Genomic DNA, 15,615 nt, shown 5'->3' with positions numbered 1-15,615 from the left:
GAAAAGTTGAATTATTGATTAATTAAAAAGTAGCCGCGAACTGGGCATTACACAAACCGTGGGGCCTGAAATTTAATCAATCACAAGATGTATGGTTTTCAATAAATCATCTTACAAGTTGACATCACGCAAAATTTATCGGCTTATATGTGTATAAATTAGCGATAGTTGCAACATAATGTGTCAGAAACGATGAAACTAGATGACCTAAACCTCTTTCGACTGGTTGTCGAAAATGGAAGCTATACCTCAACTTCAAAAAAAACCATGATCCCTGTGGCAACGATCACAAGACGGATCCAAGCCTTGGAGGATTCCCTAAACCTTAGGTTGCTCAATCGTCACGCTCGTAAACTGACTCTGACCGAAGCGGGCGAACGTTTCTACAAAGATTGCTCTCCCCTGCTGGAGCGTCTCGCTTCAATGACAGAAGAGATCACCGATGAATGTCGTGGTGCGTCGGGACGCATTCGTATTTCTGCACCATCCAATCTGACAAAACGAATGATGATGCCGATGTTCAATGCCTTTATGGAAAAATACCCCGATATTCATATTGAGCTGATGATGAGTAACCAAGCCGACGATCTCGACCCCACTGAATGGGATGTGATTTTCCGAGTTGGCCCACAGCGTGATTCCAGCTTGATAGCTCGTAAAATCGGTGAAGTAAAAGACATTTTGGTTGCCAGCCCTCAATACTTGTCGAGCCATCCGCAACCGACTCATGCTGAAGAGTTGCATCAACATCAGTTACTCAAAGGTTATCCATTGCTCAAATGGCAACTGACCAACAGCCAAGGTGAAACTGTCGTCAACAGTGATCGCGGCCGTTTTCAAGCCAGCGCACTGAATGTTGTTCGCAGCGCATGTTCAGAAGGTTTAGGCATTACGCTCATGCCCGATGTGATGCTGCGTGAATTTCTTGAGGATGGCAGTTTGGTACAAGTGCTGTCGGATTGGAGCTCAAATCCGCGGGATATCTACATGCTGTATAACCACAAAGATCACCAGCCAGAAAAAGTGCGTCTGTTTATTGATTTTGTGATTGGCTACCACCTGCAATAAACACTCGTCTTTTTATAAAGAATTTCAATAGAAAAAGGGCTTCGCGCCCTTTTTCCTTACTGCCAGAACTGCGTATTTAGAGATACTCCACATACTTGCTAAGCTCACGTTCGGGCACTTTAGCTGCCGTAGTCCCGGGAGTCCCAAGATAGAGAAAACCGACAATGTGATCTTCGCCTTGTACATTGAAAGCACGACGGACAACCGGATGGAACATCCAACTTCCAGAGCGCCAAATCCCCTGAAACCCTTGTGCTACGGCCGCCATTTGCATGGCTTGTACTGCACAACCGGCGGATAGATGCTGCTCAAACGCAGGGATCTTTTCACTGTGAGTGACTTTAGCGATCACTGTGATCACCATGGGTGCGCGAAAAGGCGCATTTTTCGCTTTACTGATCACCGCTTCATCACTGCCGTTGGCAATCTCCGCTTGCTCTAAAATGGCGGCAAGTTTGGCTAACCCTTCACCTTGTGCAACCACAAAACGCCATGGAGTCAAAGCACCATGATCTGGAGCGCGTAAACCCGCGCGCAAAATATTATCCAATGCCTCATTTTGTGGTGCTGGCGCATCCAATTTGGCAATTGAACGACGGTTGAGCAATAAATCGAGCGCTTCCATTTTGAATTCCTTGTTACTTCTTGATTTTATGTTTCATCCTAGCACAGATTTTTGAGAATCACTCGCAATAAGAAAGAGGCACTCGGCCTCTTTCTATTCGTGATAAGGGGATAGTCTCACCGGATACTAGGGGTAGAACTTCTCGCCCAATCCCGCTCTCGTCAACAAACCGTCACATGGAGCAAACCGCTCTCCATATTTCTCGGTGTGTTGGTTCATCATTTCCACCACTTTGGTTAAACCAAGCGTGTCCATGTAACGGAAAGGCCCACCTAAGAACGGCGGGAAACCGATGCCAAAAATCGCGCCCATATCGCCATCACGTGCACTGCGAATAATGCCTTCATCGAGACAACGAACCGCCTCATTGAGCATAGGCAACAAGCAACGCATCGCGATTTCTTTGTCGTTTAGCTTAGATTCCGGGGTTAACTTCAGCAGTTTATAAACGGATTTATCGACTTCTTTCTTCTTGCTGCCTTTGTAGGTGTAGAAACCTTTACCGCTTTTCCGGCCTTTACGGTTATCTTTCAAAAGCACATCAAAGACGTCCGGTCCTTGGAAACGCGGCCCAAGCTCTTTAACCAAAATCGGCATGATCTTGGCTCCGATATCGACCCCTACTTCATCAAGCAAGGTGATAGGCCCCACTGGGAAACCAAAATCCAGTAACGCAGCATCGAGTTTTTCGATAGGTTCACCCGCCATCAGCACTTGCGCGGCTTCATTCATATAAGGCGCTAAAATGCGGTTGACATAAAAACCAGCACAGTCTTTAACAACAATCGGTGTTTTGCCCTGCTTACGTGCCAATGTCACCACGGTCGCAATGGTTTCATCCGAGGTGGTCGCGTGAGGAATCACTTCCACCAACGGCATTTTTTCAACTGGGCTGAAATAATGTAAACCCACAATATTTTGCGGACGCTGCGCTTGGCTCGCGATCTGATGGATCGGCAGCGAGGATGTGTTGGTCGCAAAAATCGTTGTCGGTTTGGCATTCGCTTCAATATCCGCCACCATTTGTTGCTTAAGTTTCAGGTCTTCAAACACAGCCTCTATCACTACATCACAGCGATCAAAACCCACAAAGCCAGTCCCACCCGAGAGCTGCGACATCTGCGCTTGCAGCTGTGCTTTAGTCAAAATCTTGCGCTGTCTCTGCTTATCAAACAGCTTGTAGTTGTAATTGAGGGCATTGAGCACACCATCATTCGCCACATCTTTGATGCGCACCGATGTTTTGGCTTTCGCCACAGTAACGTGACTGATGCCAGCCCCCATCAAACCACCACCGAGCACGCCCACAGCCGCCACAGGTGCGGGTTTGGCATCCGCACCGAGATCTTTTTTCATCTCTGTGGTCGCAAAGAAAATGGAGCGCAGTGCTTTCGATTCTCGGGTCATCACCAATTCAGCGAAACGCTTGGCTTCATATTCCAAGCCAGCATGCATCCCTTTTTCTAGGCCATACTGAATGACCTCTAAAATGGCTTGCGCTGCGGGGTAGTTACCACGCGTTTTCTGCTGCGTTTTCTTGGCCGCTTGGTCAAAAATCAACTTACGCCCCAAGCCGGTATTGGCGAGCAGTTTTTCTTTGATCGGTAGCGTAACTTGAGCGCGCTTTTTGTGCCCTTTTTCTTCTAGAAGACGTTTGGCCACATCCAACAGTACTGAGTGCGGAACACATGCATCAACCACACCCAATTTCTTGGCCTTTTTGGCACGCAATTGTTTGCCCGTTAAGATGAGGTCCAGCGCAGGCAGTAAACCAATCAAACGTGGTAAACGCTGCGTACCGCCAGAGCCCGGAAGCAAACCCAACATCACTTCTGGTAAGCCTAGACGTGTTACCTCATCTTCAGTACAGACACGATAATCACACGCCAGAGCCAATTCTAAACCACCGCCTAAGCAAGGGCCGTGAATCGCCGCGACCACAGGGAAAGGCAAATCGGCAAGCTGCTGGAACATCTGTTGCCCCTGCGAGGCTAACGCTTGTGCTTCATGTACCGATTGGCAAGCTTCCAACATGCGGACATCCGCACCCGCAATAAAGTTATCCGGCTTAAGAGAGTGGATAATCAGCCCTTTGATCTGTCCTCGTTTTTCATTGAGCGTTGCAAAAACGGCTTGCATCTCTTCTGCAAATGCCGCTTGCAGGGTATTCATTTTTTCGCCCGGGACATCAATCGCCAGCCAAGCGTAATGCTGCTCATCAAACGAGAGCTGAAATGCATTGTTGTTATCCATTATTCCACCTCCAGAATCATAGCAGCGCCTAAGCCACCCGCAGCACAAGCCGTATTTAAGGCTAAACCACCGCCACGACGTTTTAATTCACGCAAAGTTTGAGTGATCATACGCGCACCTGTTGCCGCGAATGGGTGACCATAAGCCAGTGAGCCACCCAGCACGTTAAATTTACTCATATCCACTTCACCAATCGCTTGTGCGCGACCTAGCTGCTCTTGAGCAAACTTGTCACTGGCGAACATCTTCAAGTTCGCTAAGGTTTGCGCGGCAAAGGCTTCGTGCATATCAATCAAAGTGAGATCATTTAAGGTGATGCCTGCGCGATCCAAGGCTATCGGAGTGGCGTAAGAAGGCCCCATCAGCATATCTTTTTCTACGCCAATCGCGGCAAACGCATAAGAGCGGATATACCCCATGATCTCAAGACCAAGCTCTTTCGCTTTACCTTCACGCATCAACATAATCGCGGCGGCGCCATCCGTCAGTGGGGTTGAGTTTGCTGCGGTCACCGAACCGTATTGACGGTCAAAGGCAGGACGCAACTTAGCATAGCTCTCTAGCTTGGAGTCCATGCGAATGTTGTTATCCATATCCAGCCATTTTTTGTATGGCTCAGGAAAAGCCGTCATCACTTCATCGCGAATTTTGCCCTCTGTCCATGCTTGAGCCGCTAAAGTATGTGAACGATGTGCTAACGCATCTTGCTCAGCGCGCGAAATCGCATAGCTTTTGGCCATCTGCTCAGCAGTTTGCCCCATCGAAAGACCCGTTGAATATTCCGCGACCGCAGGAGGTACGGGCATCAAGTCTTTAAAAGAGAGGTTACTGAGCAGTTTAAGTTTCTGCCCGACCGTCTTAGTTTTACTCAAGGCTAATAAAGAAGCCGCCAGTTTTTTAGAAACACCAATCGGCAGAACAGAAGAAGAATCCGCACCACCTGCAATACCAATATCTATGCTGCCAGCCATGATACTTTCGGCCACATTGACGGCGGCTTGAAAACTGGTGGCGCAAGCGCGAGTAACGCTGTAGGCATCCGTGTTAATCGACATTCCGGTACCTAGTACAATTTCTCGAGCAATATTCGGCGCTTCTGGCATCTGTACCACTTGGCCAAACACCACTTGCTCAATTAATTTAGGATCGATAGCGGTGCGAGCCATCATCTCTTGTACTACCATTTTGCCGAGATCGACTGCGGGTACTTGACCAAACTCGGTGCTTTGACGCGCAAACGGCGTACGTAGCCCGGCCACAATCGCCACTCGTTCTCCAGAACGAGTCCTGACTTCTTGTTTGCCCATGATTTCTCCTTCGAATAAGAGGTCTGACCTGGCGCATTGTAACGAGAATGTTAAACAAATCAAACGGCCGTTTAAATAATCGTGATTTAAACAATCCTTTCGAGATGAAAAACACTGGCAAACCGGTGTTGGTAGGATTTTTTGCAAAAAAAAACCACACAGAACTGTGTGGTCGGAATGGGTAAAGCAATTAACTTACGCCAATTGAAAAATCAGTTTCCTGATTAGGAGAAAGTAAAGTCAGCCTTCAAAAGGAAGTGTCATCTTTGCTCAACAATGTCAGTCGTAATGACTAACGAGATGACAGGAGCTACTATAACGGCTTCAGAGTATGAGATTTTGAATTAGATCAAGTTTAATGCGATTAAACGACTTGTTGAGATAGAGAGCCATAACGCGCTGAAACTTCATAAGTCGTGAACTCCTTCGCATAATTTCTGTCCTATCACCATCTTCGAGTCAAACCGCATAGCGCAACAGGAGTTTGGCAAAATGAATTGGAATAACACGACGCATACAGGGAGTCCTTGGTGTCGATATTGAATCTGTTTGGAAAGAAAGTTTCCCAACGTCCGGTCAATAATGACATGGACAGACAAAGAAAATACGAAGCACTGGTGCGAGCTTATCATCGCGACCTTTACCGATACGCCTATTGGTTGTGTAAAGATCGCTCGATTGCCGAAGACTTGGTGCAAGAAACCTGCTTGAGAGCGTGGAAATCGCTCGATAGCCTGCTGGATGAAAAAGCAGCCAAAGCTTGGCTAATTACGATTTTGCGCCGAGAAAATGCTCGCCGCTTTGAGCGTAAACAGTTTGACTTAGTCGATATCGACGATCACGACTACGAAGCCAAATATAGCGATGATGAGCACCATCAAAATGAGTGGCTGCAAAGGCAAATTTTGAAGTTGGATGTCGAATATCGCGAGCCCCTCTTTCTACAAGTGGTGGGCGGATTCAGTGGTGAGGAGATCGCAGACATCCTTTCACTGAATAAAAATACGGTGATGACCCGTTTGTTTAGAGCACGTAACCAACTTAAAGAGATGATGGATGGTTCAGAACACTACCCGGAGCAGCAAAATGGATGAACTGGAATTTCGCCGCAAAGTCATGTCTGATCCTAAACAGCGCGATAACGACACACTGGATATGATGACCTCAAGTGAGGCTAACGCTAAGTTTGTCGATGATGTACTTCAGCTCGATAAGCAGATCGCTCAGGCCTTCAAAGTCGATGTGCCGGATGATTTGGCCGATAAAATTTTATTCAAACAAACGACTTTAGTGGAAGATGAGAAAGTCATCCGCCCGCAGTTTGTTCGAAAAGCCATGGCGATCGCGGCATCGGTTGCCTTTACTGCTGGGCTGCTTGTTGGACAAATCCAGTGGGGCAACCTTTTGATCTCTCCCGCGCAAGCCAGCCTGTCTGACATGGCGGTGCAACATGTCATCCATGAAGAAGGGTTCGTCAACCGATTGGATGAACAAGCGGACATGCAGCAAATCAATGCCAAGATGCGGCCTTTTGCCTACAAAATGGAAGGCGATTTTCCTTATCACGTCTATTACCTCAACCATTGTGGTTTTGGTAAAGACAATGCCGTACATATGGTATTTCAAGGTGAAAAAGGCAAAGTAACTCTGTTCTTTACGCCCATCCACAGCGCACAAAGCAGCCTATTCAAGCAAGAAGGGATGGCAGGCATCATTGAACCCGTCGGAAATGCCAGTTTGATCTTGGTCGGTGAGAAGGATGAAAACCTGACCAACATTGCCAATAAGCTCATGCCCATGATCCAATCATCCATCTGATTTTTGCATACTCAACATGACACTGACGCATTGTTGTGAATAGTTAAAATAGAGCGAAAACTCTAAGTTTTAGAGTTTTCGCCTAAATTCCTGCCAAATAGCCATCATTTCAGTAATTTTCTCGCTCAATTAGACAATGGTCGGATTTCTATCTCCTATACTAGCGTCTAGGATCAGCCACCACTGAGCAATTGCTCAAATAAAGCAAAAGCTCATACAACAACGCCCATAAGAGGCGAAACCAAAAAGGAAAAGTCTAATGAACAACATGCGTCTGTTTAAAAAATCCCTGCTTGCCGTGACGGTAACGCTAGCCACACAACAAGCGTTTGCAGCAGGTTTCCAGCTCAACGCACAATCTGCTACCGGCCTAGGTCGCGCTTTTGCGGGTGATGCCGTTATCGCCGATAACGCAGCCGTAATGTCTCGCAACCCAGCGGCGATGGCACTGTTTGATGAGATGGCGCTCTCTCTTGGTTTTGAAACCATTACCACCATGATTGACGTTAAAGATGTCTCTTATCGAGGTGTTCTCGGTAACTCAGTTTCTGTTCAAGACACGGATGACGTAGGTGGTACTTCCGTTGCACCTAATATTCATTTGATCGTTCCAGTCAATGAACAGTTTGCTTGGGGGGTTAATGCTTATTCAAACTTTGGTACAAAAACTGAGTTTTCTGATTCTTATCCAGCCTCTGAATACGGTGGCTTAACTGACGTTAAAAGCTTTAACTTAGGCCTAGCAGGTTCTTATCGCGTCAACAAAGAATGGAGTTTCGGTGCTGGTTTAGACCTGATTTATGGGCAAGGCACCATGAAACGTATTGCCGGAACCAGTTTCCCAGCAAGTACAATTGTGGTGAACCCGACGACCGTTATCCCAGCTCGAGGCACATCACTACTCAACGTCGATAAAGCGGATGGTTGGGCAGTAGGTTTTAACTTGGGTACAGTTTACGAAATGGATGAGAATAACCGCTTTGGTTTGTCTTACCGCTATAGCCCAGAATTTAAAGCTAAAGACGATTACGGACAAGAGATCACGCTACCACTACCGGATATCGCTGAGTTCTCTGGCTTCCACAAAATTGAGAATACTCAGTTTGCCGTACACTATAGCGTACAGTGGATTGGCTGGAGTGCTTTCGACAAAATTGAGTTCCGCAACCTTGTAACGTCTCGCTCTTCTGTTGGCGCTCTAACCAAAGGCAGCTACGATAAGATGTATGAGTGGCAAGATGGCTGGCACTACTCTATCGGTGGCACATACTACTTAAATAGTGATTGGACACTGCGTGCAGGCTATATGTACGATACTAGCGCACAAGATTCACGTACTTCTATCTCTGTTCCTGATTCAGATCGCCAGTGGTTATCAGCAGGTTTTACCTATAACATCGATGACAAATCAAACGTAGACTTTGGATTTACTTACTTAATGGGTAAAGATGTCGCAGTTTCCGAAAATGATGCGGGTTCTAAGCTAACCGCAACAACCCACGCAGACGCAATCCTGTTGGGCTTACAATACAGCCGTACGTTTTAATTAAAACGTCACAACATATCATTACTAAGGGGCTGATTTATCAGCCCCTTTCTTTTGCTGACTGCCTAGTTTTGCTTAATGTCAGCGTACAAGCGTGCGATTAACCACCTCAATATCACTACATCTGTACGCTGAACCTTTAATAACCTTTGTTTAATAAATAGAAATATCATCTATAAAATATCAATTTTACAGGCTAAAACTTCAAATCCTGCACTTTCATTGATTTGAAGTTTTAAAGCAATTGCTCTAGCCGTAGACTTGCCGCAACAAAAACCAGCAAATTTCAGCGAACAATCCCAATGAAAACCAATAAGACTCTCCTCTCCTGTGCTGTGGCTTTCGGTTTAGCCAGCGTTTCTACCTTTACTCAAGCGGCAGGTTTCCAGCTTGCTGAATATTCAGCAACGGGTCTTGGCCGTGCTTACGCCGGTGAAGCCGCGATGGCAGACAATGCCAGCGCACAATGGCGCAACCCTGCAATGCTGACCTATTTAGAGGGCACTCAAGTTTCTGCCGGCGCAATTTACGTGAATCCAAACGTGGATGTTGAGGGTACAGTAAACCACGCACAACTAGGTAAAACTCACGCATCTTCAAACGATTTTGCCCACGATGCAGTGATTCCGAATTTCTACCTGTCACACCATTTAAACGAACAAGTGGCACTGGGTTTTGCTCTTGGTACTAACTACGGTATGGAAACGGATCTGGGTACTGAGTTTGCAGCCTCTCACTTTGGCAGCCAAGCGAGCGTGATCAGCAAAGAAGCGAACCTCAATATTGCTTACCAAATCTTGCCTCAATTGAGTATTGGTGGCGGTGTGCGTTATGTGATGGGTGAAGGTCATTTCGGTGCAACTGCGCCAGCAAAAAATCTGATTCGTCATCCTATTACTAACAACGTCATGACTTTACCTAAAGGTACAACATTAAAATATATGGAAGGTGAAGATAACTCTTGGGGTTGGCAAGTAGGCAGCGCATGGCAAATCAATCAAGATCACCGCGTAGGTTTCGCCTATAAATCGGAAGTGGTGATGGATTTTGAAGGCCATGCAGAAGGAGTCAGTTACGGTAGTTATAAACCCGGCATGATGTCTGTGACTCTACCGGCGACGGCTGAACTGGCAAGCTTCCACCAACTCAATGACCAGTGGGCGATTCACGCTAGCATTAACTGGACAGATTGGAGTTCATTCAAAGAGTTGACAGCTGTGTTCCCAGAAAAATCTGACCTCATCAAATCAGAAAACTGGGAAGACAACTACCGCTTTGCTTTGGGCACAACGTATCAATACGATGCTAAACTCGCTCTGCGTGCGGGCGTCGCATACGACACATCAGCGGTAGACGATAAAAACCGCACAGCAACCATCCCGGAAACAGACCGTACTTGGGTAAGTGTCGGCGGTAGTTATGTTGCAACGCCACAACTGACTCTCGATGCCGGTTTTACCTATATCTTTGCGAAAGATGCCACCATCAACGAACCTCGTGACGCTTCAGACCAAACTGCAGCCGCAATCGGTGGTGCATTTACGGGCAATGTATCAGGCAATGTATGGCTGATCGGTGTTCAAGCGAACTACCGCTTCTAAGGTCATTCTACTTTATCGAGGCCAGCTTAATGCTGGCCTTGCTGTTTTAGTTTCAGTAAAAACTGCTCTGCCGCGTCTTCAACCAAATCGAGCACCAGCTCAAAACCGCGTTCACCACCATAGTAAGGGTCCGGAATTTCTTGGTATTCCGAGTCACTGTGGCTGAGCATCAATGACAGCTTATGTTGATGGGATTGAGGGCAGCGAGCTTTCAGCTCAGCTAAATTTTCTTGGTCTGCGGCTAAAATCCAATCAAATTTCACAAAATCTTCATCGCGGATCTTTCGCGCTTTGATGCCAGAAAATGAGTATCCCCGCTTCTCTCCTGCCGCTTTTGAGCGTGCATCCGGTGGATTCCCTTGGTGATACCCAATCGTGCCTGCTGAATCGACTTCCACATCAACCTTGAGTTGTGCCGCCTTAGCACGCAATACCGCTTCTGCGGTCGGAGAACGGCAAATATTGCCCATGCACACCACGAGTACCTTCTGCATCTTATATCCCTATTTTTGTTTGGTGTTTGCCACTGACGAGTTGGGCTATCATAGCGACAAGTTTCAGATTGAAAAAGGATTTGCCATGTCCGGCGATGAAATCAAACAAGAGCGTCACAAAGCTCGTCAACAAAAAGTCAAAGAGCAAGTGGATGCCAAAATTGCCGCCGCTCAAGAAGAAAAAGGGTTGCTGCTGATTATTACTGGCAATGGTAAAGGAAAATCGACCTCAGGTTTTGGCACCATTGCGCGCGCGGTAGGTCACGGTAAACAGTGTGCGGTGGCTCAGTTTATCAAAGGCACTTGGGAGAATGGTGAGCGTAATCTTTTAGAAAAGCTCGGCGTTGAATTTCAAGTCATGTCGACTGGCTTTACTTGGGAAACCCAGAACCGCGACAGCGATACCGCAGCGGCACAAGAAGTATGGCAACACTGCAAACGCATGTTGCAGGATGAATCGCTGGATGTGGTGCTGTTTGATGAGCTCACTTACATGGTGAGCTACGGTTACATCGAGTTGGATGAAGTGGTCGAAGCACTCAATCAGCGTCCGAAAATGCAATCGGTGATCATCACGGGGCGCGGCGCACACCGCACTTTGATTGAGATGGCCGATACGGTTTCTGAAGTGAAAAACATCAAGCACGCTTTCGAATCCGGCGTGAAAGCCCTTAAAGGGGTCGATTGGTAAAACACTTAAAAAAATCAATAAGAAAGGGCTGATATTCAGCCCTTTTTAGTTTCATTAGCGATGCATAACCATCAGTTAAATAGACCTTTTAGCAACCCATCCACCGCTTTTTTGGTGTCTTCATCTTTGATTTTATCGGTCAGTTTTTCCACGCCGCGATCCACTTCTTTCTTGGCTTTTTGTTTGAGTACATCATCAAACACCAAACGGAACTTCGGATCGCTCCACGCACCTGAAATATTGATCGGGATAGTCACATCGCGCAGCTCATCTAAACTCTTACCGCCCTGACCTTCCAAGGTTCCAACAATCGAAGTACGCACCAGAAAATCGACATTCTGCTGTAGGTAATTGGCTTTACCTTCACCATGAATGCGCAGCAATGGCGATTGCATATTAAGATCGTTGGTCGTTACTTCACCTTTATTGAGTTTCAGCGTCGTCGTCATCGCACTAAAGTCGGTTTTCTTTACCGCATCCGCTTCTTCAACATTTTGGCCTTTGATCTTGGCGTAGTGGGTACGAATCAAGTGCGCCACGTTAATGCCCTTCACCGCACCATCGGCAAAGTTAATCGCCACAGTACCAACCAGATTTTTCTGGATGCCGCTTGGTGTTAGGCTCTGGCCTTGCACATTCATATCAATATTGCCTGTCCCTTCTAGCATTTCGTTGTTCAGCACATCTTTTAGTAAAGGCTTAACCTGTACCCCTTTGATCTGCTTCTTCACACTGTAAGTCGCGGGCGTTTTACGCGCATCCACTTGCGCGCTAGCTTGCACGGATCCTTGATACAGATTCGCGGTGAAGGATTTCAAATCCACCACGCCACGATTGACCGCAAAATTCGCTTTTACATTTTGCAGATGGGCGTTGCTGGCTTTGAATTTATCAATGCTGATCTCACCGGCCACATCCAAGGCGTTGAGTGCCGACAAGTCCGGTTCCACTTCTGCTGGGGCATTTGTCACGGGTGCTGACGCTGAGGATGCCGCTGCTTCCTTGGCTGGCGCAGGTTGCGACTCTTGAGCTTTCGTGCCTAAGAAGGCATCCAAGTCAATCTCAGGGCTGTGCAAGTTGAAACGCACTTTCGGAATATCTGCGAGAGTGACATCCGCTTTGCCATCGAAACTTAGCGCATTAGCCGTTAGTTTGTTGAGCAGCACACTGAGATGGTTTTGTGTCAAATCGAAAGCAATTTGAGAGTCTAAACTTAACTTCATCGGTGATTGCGGTAACGCAGCCCCTTCCAGTTCGGCTTGCAGTTTCAGCGCATCCAAACCCACTTTGCTCATCGCTTGATTGACCATCAATGAGGCAGAACCTTGCGCATTAAGCTTCATGTCTGCCGCTTTACCCGCCACAGAGAAGGTCAGCGCATTGGCTTTATCAAACTCAAAGGTGTCGAGTTTCAGTTTGACTGAATCGATTTGGTTACTCGGATCACTAAAGCTCGCATCAAGCTTAATGTCACGCAGCGCATACTGCTTGAAATCCGCCGATAGGCGCACTTCCGCTTCACCTTGCGCGGCAAACTTTTGCTGATCTTTATCGCCTTTCGCGGCAAAGGTCGCTTTCGTCCAGCTGTCTGGCACAAACTCAGCAACGCTCAGTTGAACGTCATACAGCTTGGTATGCGAACCCGCTTTTTTATCCGTTATTTCCAACACCGCATTGGAGACAGACACGCCCCCTAATTCAATACTCCACGCCGCGGCTGGCTCGCTTGAGCTTGGCTGAGAAGCGGGTGCAGAGTCGGTTGTCGCTGGCGCGGACGCGGGTTTAGATTGCGCTTGCGTCAAGGCATCCAAATTGGAGCGACCATCTTTAAGCGTTTCCAGATGGAACTCTGCGCCATCCAAACGGATGTTGCCGATTTTGAGCTGTTTATCGAGCAGTGGCATCACTGAGACATCAATACCCACACTCTCAACTTTAAACAGGTTTGGGCTAGCAAAACCTTGCGGGTTTTTCAGCTCGGTTTTGCCTAACTCAAAACCGATAGATGGGAAAAATTGCCAGCCAATATCGCCTTCAATCACCAAATCTAAGCCAGTTTGTTTTTTGGCTTGCTCTACGATTAAAGGTTTAAATTGGTTGGGGTTAACCAACAACACTAAGGCCAGCAGTGCGCCAACAATCAGCACAACTAAACCGAGAAGAGAAATAAACAGTTTTTTCATCTGCTTTTCCTTGCTTGACGAGAAAAAGAAAGTGGCACTTAAAGTGCCACTTCTACTTTGAAAAATAAAGCTAAGCGATGCAAAGCTCTGGTCAAAATTACGATTTGAGCAATTTTGCGATATGCGCTTTGAGAACATCAATCGCGATACGGTTTTTACCACCACGCGGCACAATGATGTCAGCGTACTGTTTAGACGGCTCAATAAATTGCATAAACATAGGGCGTACCGTCTCTTGGTACTGCTTCAGTACAGATTCCATGGTGCGACCACGCTCTTGTACATCACGCTTCACACGACGCAGCAAGCAGATATCCAGCGGCGTATCCATAAATACGGTCGCGTGCATCAAATCACGAAGACGTGGATCAGTCAGAAGCAGGATGCCTTCCAGAATGATCACTTTCTTCGGCGTCATGGTGGTGGTTTGCTCGGTACGTGTGTGCTCAGTGTAGCTGTATTCTGGCACTTCAACCGCTTCGCCACGCGCCAACATTTGCAAATGTTGGCAAAGGAGATCGTGGTCTAGCGCACTTGGGTGGTCGTAGTTGGTTTTAACACGTTCTTCCATGCTCAGATGGCTCTGATCTTTGTAGTAGCAATCTTCCGTAATCACACCGATTTGATGGTCACCCACTTTGGCGCGTAGCTCATTATAAATCGTGCTCGCAATGAGACTCTTACCAGAAGCAGAAGCGCCAGCAATACCGACGATGACACATTGATTATTCTCAGACATGGTTATGCACCCGAACATGGTTGTGAGGAATGAAGGTAAACCGCCTGATTATAGGGAGAATGTGACCGAGATACCAGTTTGCATTAGGCAAAAACAGCCACATAAATGTCGGATGGATAAGATTAAACCAGAGCAAACGATTACATTCACTCTGGCTGTTAGAGAATTTAATTAACCCACTGGATTTGAATGCTCTCTGGTTTGGCTTTGCCTTGCCAGAACAGCGAAGCACACACACGCTGCGCCAACGCTAAATAGCGTTCGGTATGCTCGCTATTGGGACGCGCCACCACAGTCGGAACTCCCGCATCAATATCCTCTCGCATGTCAATATGCAGCGGAATTTGTGCCAGCAGGGATAAGCCAAATTCGGCGGCAAGAGTTTGCGCTCCGCCCACCCCAAAAATATGCTCTTTTTCGCCGCAATGACTACAGATGTGGTAACTCATGTTTTCCACCAACCCAATCACAGGCACGTCCACTTTGGCAAACATCGCCGCGCCTTTGCGAGCATCGGCTAAGGCTAAATCTTGCGGTGTGGTCACAATCACTGCGCCGGTCACCGGAATTTGCTGCGCGAGGGTGAGCTGAATATCTCCGGTGCCCGGCGGCATATCGATCACCAGATAATCCAAATCCGGCCACTCGGTTTCATTGAGTAACTGTGCCAGCGCCTTAGAAGCCATTGGTCCACGCCAAATCGCCGCATCCGCCTCATCCACCAAATAACCAATCGAATGCGTGGCAATGCCGTGCGCCTCAATTGGCTGCATCCATTTATTGTCACGCACTTCAGGTTTTGCTTTGGTTTTACCGAGCATCAGCGGTACTGAGGGGCCGTAAATATCGGCATCCAATAGACCGACTTTGCCTCCTGACTTCGCAATCGCGAGTGCAAGATTCACCGCCGTCGTGGATTTACCCACGCCACCTTTGCCTGACGTCACCGCAATAATGTTTTTCACCCCTTTGACTGCCGCATTTACGCGAGTTTCCAGCGCTTGAGGTTTTACTTGAATGTCAAAGGTTACTGGCGCAACGGCTCCACTGGCTTGCTGTTTGGCAATCCAATCACTTAATTCAGTCAGCAGTGAATGGGCAGCAAAAGGCAATTGCACATTGACTTGCTGGTTGGGCGTGATGGTGACGATAGAAGGCGACATCGCCCAATCACTGATTAAATCGGGATGCGAAAATTGGCTCAGCCAGCGGCAGAGATCCTGTTTGGATTGAATAGATTGCATAACTTCCCCTTTTTTGCCCATGCTACCACCGCTCAAAGAGCAACTG

The 15,615-nt window shown here is 47.4% G+C and carries 13 protein-coding genes; 6 read left to right on the top strand and 7 right to left on the bottom strand.

The genetic code is table 11. The annotated features are described in order from the left end of the window. Positions 1 to 192 precede the first annotated feature (192 nt). The gene (locus T411_RS0117385) at positions 193 to 1,068 is read left to right on the top strand and encodes a LysR family transcriptional regulator (RefSeq protein WP_000762360.1); all 876 of its coding nucleotides are present in this window, start codon (positions 193 to 195) and stop codon (positions 1,066 to 1,068) included. A gap of 76 nt (positions 1,069 to 1,144) precedes the next feature. On the opposite strand, the gene T411_RS0117380 is transcribed toward T411_RS0117385, so the two are convergent. The 3 genes from T411_RS0117380 to fadI form a co-directional block, all read right to left on the bottom strand. Next, positions 1,145 to 1,693: an NAD(P)H nitroreductase gene (locus T411_RS0117380; protein WP_000387680.1), complete on the bottom strand. Its 549-nt coding sequence runs from the start codon at positions 1,691 to 1,693 to the stop codon at positions 1,145 to 1,147. Between the two features lie 126 nt (positions 1,694 to 1,819). Beyond that, positions 1,820 to 3,946, bottom strand: a complete 2,127-nt coding sequence (gene fadJ / locus T411_RS0117375; RefSeq protein WP_000369797.1) for a fatty acid oxidation complex subunit alpha FadJ — start codon at positions 3,944 to 3,946, stop codon at positions 1,820 to 1,822. Next, positions 3,946 to 5,253, bottom strand: coding sequence for an acetyl-CoA C-acyltransferase FadI (fadI, locus tag T411_RS0117370; RefSeq protein WP_000517924.1), 1,308 nt, complete (start codon positions 5,251 to 5,253; stop codon positions 3,946 to 3,948). Before fadI ends, fadJ begins: the two co-directional genes overlap by 1 nt. Before the next feature lie 587 nt (positions 5,254 to 5,840). Here fadI and T411_RS0117355 point away from each other — a divergent pair. The 4 genes from T411_RS0117355 to T411_RS0117340 all read left to right on the top strand — a co-directional run bounded on the left by T411_RS0117355 (position 5,841) and on the right by T411_RS0117340 (position 10,218). Then, complete coding sequence (locus T411_RS0117355) at positions 5,841 to 6,347, top strand: sigma-70 family RNA polymerase sigma factor (RefSeq protein WP_000375854.1); 507 nt, start codon at positions 5,841 to 5,843, stop codon at positions 6,345 to 6,347. Beyond that, the gene (locus T411_RS0117350) at positions 6,340 to 7,071 is read left to right on the top strand and encodes a DUF3379 domain-containing protein (RefSeq protein ID WP_000343824.1); all 732 of its coding nucleotides are present in this window, start codon (positions 6,340 to 6,342) and stop codon (positions 7,069 to 7,071) included. Before T411_RS0117355 ends, T411_RS0117350 begins: the two co-directional genes overlap by 8 nt. Before the next feature lie 259 nt (positions 7,072 to 7,330). After that, the gene (locus tag T411_RS0117345; protein ID WP_001061937.1) at positions 7,331 to 8,617 is read left to right on the top strand and encodes an outer membrane protein transport protein; all 1,287 of its coding nucleotides are present in this window, start codon (positions 7,331 to 7,333) and stop codon (positions 8,615 to 8,617) included. Positions 8,618 to 8,919: 302 nt separating this feature from the next. Next, positions 8,920 to 10,218 (top strand): outer membrane protein transport protein, encoded by a 1,299-nt coding sequence (locus T411_RS0117340; protein ID WP_001911972.1) that lies wholly within the window; start codon positions 8,920 to 8,922, stop codon positions 10,216 to 10,218. Between the two features lie 26 nt (positions 10,219 to 10,244). Here the strand turns inward: T411_RS0117340 and T411_RS0117335 are convergent, their stop codons facing one another. Beyond that, positions 10,245 to 10,688, bottom strand: a complete 444-nt coding sequence (locus T411_RS0117335; protein ID WP_000526756.1) for a low molecular weight protein-tyrosine-phosphatase — start codon at positions 10,686 to 10,688, stop codon at positions 10,245 to 10,247. On the opposite strand from T411_RS0117335, the gene cobO reads away from it, so the two are divergent. Further along, a complete protein-coding gene (gene cobO / locus T411_RS0117330) occupies positions 10,687 to 11,403 on the top strand; it encodes a cob(I)yrinic acid a,c-diamide adenosyltransferase (RefSeq protein WP_000557625.1) in 717 nt (238 codons plus the stop codon). The two genes, T411_RS0117335 and cobO, sit on opposite strands and share 2 nt — an antisense overlap. Positions 11,404 to 11,474: 71 nt before the next feature. On the opposite strand, the gene T411_RS0117325 is transcribed toward cobO, so the two are convergent. The 3 genes from T411_RS0117325 to apbC all read right to left on the bottom strand — a co-directional run bounded on the left by T411_RS0117325 (position 11,475) and on the right by apbC (position 15,569). Further along, positions 11,475 to 13,586 carry an AsmA family protein gene (locus tag T411_RS0117325; RefSeq protein ID WP_000732544.1) on the bottom strand — a complete coding sequence of 704 codons (2,112 nt, stop codon included), beginning with the start codon at positions 13,584 to 13,586 and terminating at the stop codon, positions 11,475 to 11,477. Positions 13,587 to 13,683: 97 nt separating this feature from the next. Then, on the bottom strand, positions 13,684 to 14,325 hold the full coding sequence (gene udk, locus T411_RS0117320; protein ID WP_001293736.1) for a uridine kinase: 642 nt from the start codon (positions 14,323 to 14,325) through the stop codon (positions 13,684 to 13,686). A 167-nt stretch (positions 14,326 to 14,492) separates the two neighbouring features. After that, the gene (gene apbC / locus T411_RS0117310) at positions 14,493 to 15,569 is read right to left on the bottom strand and encodes an iron-sulfur cluster carrier protein ApbC (protein ID WP_002033968.1); all 1,077 of its coding nucleotides are present in this window, start codon (positions 15,567 to 15,569) and stop codon (positions 14,493 to 14,495) included. Positions 15,570 to 15,615 lie beyond the last annotated feature (46 nt).

Origin of the sequence: Vibrio cholerae ATCC 14035 (assembly GCF_000621645.1) — a bacterium.
Taxonomy (GTDB): domain Bacteria; phylum Pseudomonadota; class Gammaproteobacteria; order Enterobacterales; family Vibrionaceae; genus Vibrio; species Vibrio cholerae.
The sequence above is the reverse complement of the archived record's forward strand: the minus strand, read 5'-3'. Positions and strand labels throughout refer to the sequence as shown.

Excerpts from the sequence above, each read along its gene's own strand:
- T411_RS0117385 (WP_000762360.1), top strand. The coding sequence starts at position 193 with ATGAAACTAGATGACCTAAACCTCTTTCGACTGGTTGTCGAAAATGGA.
- T411_RS0117380 (WP_000387680.1), bottom strand. The coding sequence starts at position 1,693 with ATGGAAGCGCTCGATTTATTGCTCAACCGTCGTTCAATTGCCAAATTG.
- fadJ (WP_000369797.1), bottom strand. The coding sequence starts at position 3,946 with ATGGATAACAACAATGCATTTCAGCTCTCGTTTGATGAGCAGCATTAC.
- fadI (WP_000517924.1), bottom strand. The coding sequence starts at position 5,253 with ATGGGCAAACAAGAAGTCAGGACTCGTTCTGGAGAACGAGTGGCGATT.
- T411_RS0117355 (WP_000375854.1), top strand. The coding sequence starts at position 5,841 with ATGGACAGACAAAGAAAATACGAAGCACTGGTGCGAGCTTATCATCGC.
- T411_RS0117350 (WP_000343824.1), top strand. The coding sequence starts at position 6,340 with ATGGATGAACTGGAATTTCGCCGCAAAGTCATGTCTGATCCTAAACAG.
- T411_RS0117345 (WP_001061937.1), top strand. The coding sequence starts at position 7,331 with ATGAACAACATGCGTCTGTTTAAAAAATCCCTGCTTGCCGTGACGGTA.
- T411_RS0117340 (WP_001911972.1), top strand. The coding sequence starts at position 8,920 with ATGAAAACCAATAAGACTCTCCTCTCCTGTGCTGTGGCTTTCGGTTTA.
- cobO (WP_000557625.1), top strand. The coding sequence starts at position 10,687 with ATGCACACCACGAGTACCTTCTGCATCTTATATCCCTATTTTTGTTTG.
- T411_RS0117335 (WP_000526756.1), bottom strand. The coding sequence starts at position 10,688 with ATGGGCAATATTTGCCGTTCTCCGACCGCAGAAGCGGTATTGCGTGCT.
- T411_RS0117325 (WP_000732544.1), bottom strand. The coding sequence starts at position 13,586 with ATGAAAAAACTGTTTATTTCTCTTCTCGGTTTAGTTGTGCTGATTGTT.
- udk (WP_001293736.1), bottom strand. The coding sequence starts at position 14,325 with ATGTCTGAGAATAATCAATGTGTCATCGTCGGTATTGCTGGCGCTTCT.
- apbC (WP_002033968.1), bottom strand. The coding sequence starts at position 15,569 with ATGCAATCTATTCAATCCAAACAGGATCTCTGCCGCTGGCTGAGCCAA.